We start from the raw sequence: 6,216 nt of genomic DNA on the forward strand, positions 1-6,216 counted from the left end.
GAGCTAGGACAAGACGCGATGCCAGTCTATTTTTTTTGGGGATCAGATGAATTTCGGTTAAAGCAGGCGGTCCAGAAACTCCGCGATCGCGTCCTCGATCCGGCCTGGGCCAGCTTCAACTATGACAAGCTACCGGCAGAGTCATTAGAGCAGGCTCTGGAACAGGCGCTGACGCCACCCTTCGGAGCTGGCCAGCGGCTGGTGTGGCTGGCGGATACTCCCATTGCCCAGCGGTGTTCTGAACCGGCGCTGGCGGCCTTAGCTCGAACTTTGCCAGCGGTACTGGAGACGACGACGCTGCTGCTCACCAGCGGCCAAAAGCCCGACGGTCGGCTGAAATCGACTAAGCTGCTGAAAAAGTATGGCGAGGTCCGTGAATTTGCCAGCTTTTCCCCCTGGCAAACTCAGCAGATAGAGCAGCAGGTGAAGCAGATGGCTGAGGCTGCTGGACTATCGCTGCAGCCCGCTGCGGTGGCTCGGCTGGCCGAGGCGGTCGGCGCCGATACTCGCCAGCTGGCAAATGAGTTAGAGAAGCTTAGCCTCTATTGGGCTGATTGCAGTCAGCCGCTGACGCCCGAAGCAGTGTCTGCCCTGGTGGCCAACAGTGCCCAAAGCAGCCTCCAGCTGGCCGCAGCGCTACGGCTGGGGCAGCCTGAGCGAGCCCTAGCGCTGGCAGCTGAGCTGGTCGCAGCCAATGAGCCGGTGCTGAAGATTGTCGCGACCCTGGTCGGTCAGTTTCGCCGCTGGCTGTGGGTCAAGCTGATGACGGAGACGGGCGAACGCGACTTTCCTACCCTTGCTAAGGCGGCCGAGATTGGCAACCCGGCCCGGGTTTACTACTTGCAACAGGAGGTGCGATCGCTCTCGCTGGCCCAGCTGCAGCAGGCGCTAGAAATTCTGCTGTCGCTAGAATATAGTTTCAAACGCGGGGCCGCCGATCAGCAGCTCCAAACCGCTATGGTAGAGCTGTCAACCTGTCTCAGAAATCGCTAGCGGAATTGGCTCAGTAATAGGTCTGCCAGGCCGGACGAGTCGAGAAAATCCAACCGGAAACCCGCTAAACTGCTCAAAAAGCCTGCTGTTGTCACTGCTTCACGATGTCATTTTACCGCTGCTATGCTCAGGGCCGCTTTCGCTCCCGGCTCATCCGCTTTACCCTAGCTAGCGGCTTTGCCCTGGCTTGCGTCGCCGGCGGTCTGAGCGTCGGCAGTCCCCAAGGTCTGATGCCCGGACGGCGGCCCCCGGCGGCCTATGCGCAGATTGCGACCGAGGAAGAGATCCAGAGCTACGCCAGCGCCATTGTCGGCATGGAAGACGCTCGGCTGGCCACCTATGCCGAGATTAGCGATATTTTTACTGAGGCCGGCCTGAATGCGAGCGACTATCGCTTTGCTTGCCCTGACGCCGAATCGCTGGCGGATATTCCCAACCAGGTGCGATCGCAGGTCAAAGCGCCCCTAATCAGCTACTGTAACAGTGCCCGTGAGCTGGTTGAAGACAGCGGCCTCACCGCTGAACGCTTCAATGCCCTCACCCAGTCGTTCCAGACCGATGCAGCCCTAGCCAACCGGATTCGTGCCGCTGCAGCAGAACTACAGCCCTAAATTCCAAAGCCCCTTTAATATCCCTATGCAGTTTATCGACCAGGCAGAAATTGAAGTCGCCGGTGGCAACGGCGGCGACGGCCTCACCGCCTTTCGACGAGAAAAGTATGTACCGGCTGGCGGGCCGTCCGGCGGCAATGGCGGTCGGGGCGGCTCAGTCATTTTAGTCGCCGACGAAAATCTTCAGACCCTGCTCGATTTTCGCTACGCCCATCGGTTTCAAGCGTCCCACGGGGGTCGGGGTGGGCCGAAGAACAAAACTGGCGCCGCTGGCGCCGATCGGCTTGTTGAAGTGCCCTGCGGCACGCTGGTCTACGACGCCGTCAGCGGCGAGCAATTGGGCGACCTGGTCGAGCCTGGCCAAACCCTGTGCGTCGCGCCGGGGGGTAAAGGTGGCCTGGGCAATCGACATTTTTTGAGCAACCGCAACCGGGCGCCGGAGCATGCCCTGCCAGGGCTGCCGGGTGAAGAGCGGCAAATCCGCCTGGAGCTGAAGCTGCTAGCGGAGGTGGGGATTATTGGCTTGCCCAACGCGGGTAAGTCAACGCTGATCTCGACGCTGTCGTCGGCTAAGCCCAAAATTGCCGACTATCCCTTTACGACCCTGGTCCCCAACCTCGGCGTCGTTCGCAAACCCACCGGCGACGGTACCGTATTCGCCGATATTCCCGGCCTCATTGCCGGTGCCCATGCTGGGCTGGGCCTCGGTCACGAATTTCTGCGCCATATCGAGCGCACTCGGCTGCTGCTACACCTGGTCGATGCGACCGCGGCCGATCCCATTGCCGATTACCACATTATCCAGCAAGAGCTGTCCGCCTACGGTCGAGACCTGGCCCATCGCCCGCAGCTGCTTGCCCTTAACAAAATCGATGCGCTGCCGCCTGAGCCGGCCGAGGCGCTCTCAGCGGCTCTCACGACCGCCAGCAATCGGCCTGTCTTCACCGTTTCAGCTGTCAGCCAACAGGGATTAGAGACACTGATGCAGGCCGTCTGGCAGCACCTAGAAACCCTACCCCAAGTTGGTCCCACAGCTGAACCAGAAATGGGGACAGCGCCTCCGGCGGCCTAGCGCTGGATCGATAATGGCAGCTGGCTAACGGGCTTGCCATGCTGAATTAAAGCCAGCCGCAGATGGGCCGCAGTCACGGTTGGCGCTGCTTCTGTCTGCATTAGCGCGATCGCGCTAGCCGCAATAGCTTGGATCTCGCCGCCGCTGAGCTTGAATGACTTTGCCAGGCTGGCCCAGTCTAGCGACTCGCCTGCGTCCAAATCCGCTGCAGCGGCCAGAGCCTGCTGCCAAAGCTGCTGACGAGCGTCCCTGTCGGGTAGTGGAAAATCGAGAACAGTATCCATCAGCTGCCGCCAGCGGGCTCGCACCAGGTGCAGATAGGGCGTACTCAGCCCGGTAAAGCGAGCGCTGCGGCGCTGCTGGAGCCAGTCTAGCAGTCGGGCCGAATCCAGGGCTGAGGAGCGGCCAAACCAGACTGAGGGAGCCTTAATCAGCAAGACCGGATAGCGCTCTGGCTGGAGCGCCGTCAGCAGGCTGAGCCAGTCAGATTCTGGCACACTACTCAAATCAACCTGGTATAGCGGCTGCTGCTGCGCTGTGGCAATCGCGATCGCGGCCAGCGTTTTCCCCGTCCCTGACGGCCCCACAAATAGGGCGATCCCCGCCGTTGGCTGAGCAGGGCAATCAGCTTTCCTGGGCGGTCGGCTCAGTCCCTGGAGCTGCACCTTAAGCTCGGGCGGTAGCACCAGCTGGGGCCATCCGACTGCGGCCGTAGTCGGGTGAATGTAACGGGTTACGCCCGGTGGCAGGGCAAGAACCGAACCGGATAGGCGCAGGGCGGGCAAGGCCGGATCGGGCTGCTCTGCGAGCAGATAGTCCACCCAGTCATCGCTCAGCCGCAGATAGCTGCTGAGTCGGGTAGAAGCGGCAGGCGCAACATAGCTGAGCACTCGACCCTGGAGCAGAGACTCCGCTACCGCTAGCTGAGCGCGGCTCCGGCGACGTTCCAAGTCATTGCGGCAGAGCAGCCGCAGCGCTAGGTCTAGGGTCGGCAGTTCGGCTACCCCCTGATCGTTACCAGTATGCAGGTATTGGTAGAGCCGGCCGTAGCGGCGGTTGATCTCCGGGGCTAGGGTCAGCAAAATCAAATTTTTTTCGAACAGGGTGAGCCCGAGATGCTGCCGTAGGGCAGGCAGGGCCAGCGCCACCCCTTTTTGCTGACTGACCTTGACGCGAGCCTCGAGCTGCTGCTGGTAGCTGCCCTTGGGTGCGGCCGACTGGGGCGGGCGGCAGTCGTCGTAGGCAGGCTGCTGGAAAGAAATAACCCCCTTCCACCAGTGGCTGCTGACTCTGTCAGCTGGGGTTTTAGCCAACCGCTGGGTGTCCTTAGTCTCCTGGCGCTGGCGGGCGACGGCCAGCATCAGCAGCCGATCGAGCCAGCTGAGCTCAGTTTTGAGATAGGCCCAGTTATCGGCAAAGGGAATGGGTTTATTGCTCATCACCCAGCCGTCGAATGAATTCTAAGGGCAGGCCGTCAGCATCGGCGATGAAGGCGACTTCGTACACCTGGGGGCCAATTTGCTGCTGCTGGGGCTCGAGGAGTACAGTCAGCGGCGGGATATCGGCCCGGTCGAACCGCTGACGCAGGGCAGTCAGCCAGCCGGGCAGGCTTGGCGTCTGCCGGGTTAGGTCAAAGGAAAGGTGGTAGTAGCCGGTGTAGTGCTCATCGCTAAAGGCATCGGCGGCCGCCCGGGGCTCGGGCACCTGGATTAGCTCAACCCGGCCCCCGAGTCCTTCTAGCCAGCAGGCCAGGGTGATCCCGGCGGTAAAGCGCTCGATTACGGTAAAGCCGAGCTGTTCATAAAACGCGATCGCCCGATGAATATCAGCCGTGCGGATAGAAACGTGGTGCATGGGGCTTGGGCAAAAGGATAGGAACGGACGATGCGAACTATTCAAAAAACTTAAGATAGCGGTATTGGGTCGGCACACCGGGCTCTTTTTCTAAATCAAAGTTAATAATTGCCCAGCAGGGCTCAACCTCAGACGATGGGCTAAAGTCTACCGGCAGTCCGTAGAGCCGGGGAGCCCCACTAGCGCTCTGGCTTTGCCAGGGAGTACTGTGCTCCAGATAGGCATGAACCAGGTCCTTGTAGCGCTCGGCAATGATCACCCGAGTCGCCCGATAGCCCTGGGTATAGAGCCGATCCAGAGCTTCGTGAATCTCGAAGCGAATGCCGTCTGGGTGGGTATGCTGGCGATACCACTCGCCTTCCCACTGCCGCCAGTGCCGACCCGACTGCACATGCACCAGCTCCTGAGTGTCAGGGTTTGCCTCAAAAGCGCCGTGACGAGGGCAGAGGTAGCTATCGGTCAGGGTTAGGGCAGAAATGGTTTGGCGACAGTGGGGGCACCGAATTTCTGGGCCATATAGGGGATATTGAAAGGCAGAATTGACCATCGATATAATCGACCTGAAGAGGCTTGAGGGGCACCCATAGCAGATAGGCTCCGGTGGATTTATTATAGCGGGGGGCGATCCGGCCCTTGACCGGGTTTGTGCAGATTCTCTTGATAAACAACGGGGTTATTTCGTGGATTCTCTCCCACTTGTCTCGCCACTGATCTCGGCTCCTAGCCAATTTTGGCCCGAACCAGACCTTTCTCAGGCCGCCTTCGTAGCGCCGAATGCAACCGTACTCGGCCAGGTAGAGATCGGGCCGGGGGCCAGCATCTGGTATGGCGCCGTAGTGCGGGGCGATGTCGATCGGATTTGCATCGGGGCCAGTAGCAATGTCCAGGATGGGGCAGTGCTGCACGGCGATCCGCACCTGCCAACCATCCTCGAAGACCATGTCACCGTTGGCCACCGGGCGGTGATCCATAGTGCCCATATTGAAAGCGGCAGCCTCATCGGGATCGGTGCGATTGTTCTGAACGGCGTGCGGGTCGGTCGTGGCAGCCTGATTGGCGCAGGGACAGTGGTAAACAAGGATGTACCGCCGCGATCGCTGGTCGTGGGCGTCCCCGGCAAGATCTTTCGTCCCCTTTCCGAAGCTGAAGCCGCCGACCTGATTGACCATGCCAAGCGCTATGAGCAGCTAGCCCGAGTCCATGCTGGCAGCGGCACCGACCTAGGCTTTGTCTAGCGGTCTGGTTGCAGCCTGTTTGGCAGTTTGACGGCCTGATGTAACTTTTGTTGACAATGCCCCGCAAATTTTTTCAACCTGCTCCAGCGCTCCAAACCGCCCTGGATAGCGTCCTGGAAGCGACCTGGCGCGAATTTCCTCGGCTTTCCCAAACCCAGATTGCCGTCACTTGGGTGGTCTATTCGCCCCCCTGCATGGTTAATACCGGGGGGTCGCTGAGTCCTGAGACGTTCTGGCAGGCGCGTCCGCCCGCAGCGAGCTATCGGGGTGTCGAGCTGATCTACCCGGCCAGCGTCGTCAAGCTGTTTTACCTGGTCGCCATGCATGAATGGCTAGAGCAGGGCATGATCCAGTCTGACCCAGAGTTAGGTCGGGCCGCTAGCGATATGATTGTTGACTCCAGCAATGACGCTACGGGCTACCTGATGGATGTACTCACGGGGACGACTAG

General features: G+C 60.4%; 7 protein-coding genes and 1 pseudogene. 5 read left to right on the forward strand and 3 right to left on the reverse strand.

Annotation, left to right across the window (positions count from 1 at the left end):
• The first annotated feature begins 18 nt into the window (after positions 1–18).
• The 3 genes from holA to obgE all read left to right on the forward strand — a co-directional run bounded on the left by holA (position 19) and on the right by obgE (position 2,676).
• Entirely contained in the window at positions 19–993 is a 975-nt protein-coding gene (gene holA, locus IQ241_RS12275) for a DNA polymerase III subunit delta (protein WP_193907498.1), read from the forward strand.
• Between the two features lie 104 nt (positions 994–1,097).
• Complete coding sequence (locus IQ241_RS12280; RefSeq protein WP_193907500.1) at positions 1,098–1,604, forward strand: DUF4168 domain-containing protein; 507 nt, start codon at positions 1,098–1,100, stop codon at positions 1,602–1,604.
• A 25-nt stretch (positions 1,605–1,629) separates the two neighbouring features.
• Positions 1,630–2,676 (forward strand): GTPase ObgE, encoded by a 1,047-nt coding sequence (obgE, locus tag IQ241_RS12285; RefSeq protein WP_193907502.1) that lies wholly within the window; start codon positions 1,630–1,632, stop codon positions 2,674–2,676.
• Here obgE and IQ241_RS12290 read toward each other — a convergent pair.
• Genes IQ241_RS12290 through IQ241_RS12300 form a run of 3 tightly spaced genes read right to left on the reverse strand, consistent with a single transcriptional unit; the run spans position 2,673 to position 5,077 of the window.
• Positions 2,673–4,115 (reverse strand): AAA family ATPase, encoded by a 1,443-nt coding sequence (locus tag IQ241_RS12290; RefSeq protein ID WP_193907504.1) that lies wholly within the window; start codon positions 4,113–4,115, stop codon positions 2,673–2,675. The two genes, obgE and IQ241_RS12290, sit on opposite strands and share 4 nt — an antisense overlap.
• Complete coding sequence (locus IQ241_RS12295; RefSeq protein ID WP_193907506.1) at positions 4,105–4,530, reverse strand: VOC family protein; 426 nt, start codon at positions 4,528–4,530, stop codon at positions 4,105–4,107. The genes IQ241_RS12290 and IQ241_RS12295 overlap by 11 nt, the downstream gene beginning before the upstream one ends.
• A 37-nt stretch (positions 4,531–4,567) precedes the next feature.
• Positions 4,568–5,077 (reverse strand): TIGR02652 family protein, encoded by a 510-nt coding sequence (locus IQ241_RS12300; protein ID WP_193907508.1) that lies wholly within the window; start codon positions 5,075–5,077, stop codon positions 4,568–4,570.
• 133 nt (positions 5,078–5,210) lie between these two features.
• Between IQ241_RS12300 and IQ241_RS12305 the strand changes: the two genes are divergently transcribed.
• A complete protein-coding gene (locus IQ241_RS12305; protein ID WP_193907510.1) occupies positions 5,211–5,765 on the forward strand; it encodes a gamma carbonic anhydrase family protein in 555 nt (184 codons plus the stop codon).
• Positions 5,766–5,821: 56 nt separating this feature from the next.
• A pseudogene (locus tag IQ241_RS12310) lies at positions 5,822–6,216 on the forward strand (class A beta-lactamase-related serine hydrolase); the annotation flags it as partial.

This window comes from Vasconcelosia minhoensis LEGE 07310, from assembly GCF_015207255.1.
Lineage (GTDB): Bacteria > Cyanobacteriota > Cyanobacteriia > Phormidesmidales > Phormidesmidaceae > Vasconcelosia > Vasconcelosia minhoensis.

Bases quoted from the DNA above. Each gene is read 5' to 3' on its own strand.
- obgE (WP_193907502.1), top strand. From the start codon at position 1,630: ATGCAGTTTATCGACCAGGCAGAAATTGAAGTCGCCGGTGGCAACGGC.
- IQ241_RS12290 (WP_193907504.1), bottom strand. From the start codon at position 4,115: ATGAGCAATAAACCCATTCCCTTTGCCGATAACTGGGCCTATCTCAAA.
- holA (WP_193907498.1), top strand. From the start codon at position 19: ATGCCAGTCTATTTTTTTTGGGGATCAGATGAATTTCGGTTAAAGCAG.
- IQ241_RS12280 (WP_193907500.1), top strand. From the start codon at position 1,098: ATGTCATTTTACCGCTGCTATGCTCAGGGCCGCTTTCGCTCCCGGCTC.
- IQ241_RS12295 (WP_193907506.1), bottom strand. From the start codon at position 4,530: ATGCACCACGTTTCTATCCGCACGGCTGATATTCATCGGGCGATCGCG.
- IQ241_RS12300 (WP_193907508.1), bottom strand. From the start codon at position 5,077: ATGGTCAATTCTGCCTTTCAATATCCCCTATATGGCCCAGAAATTCGG.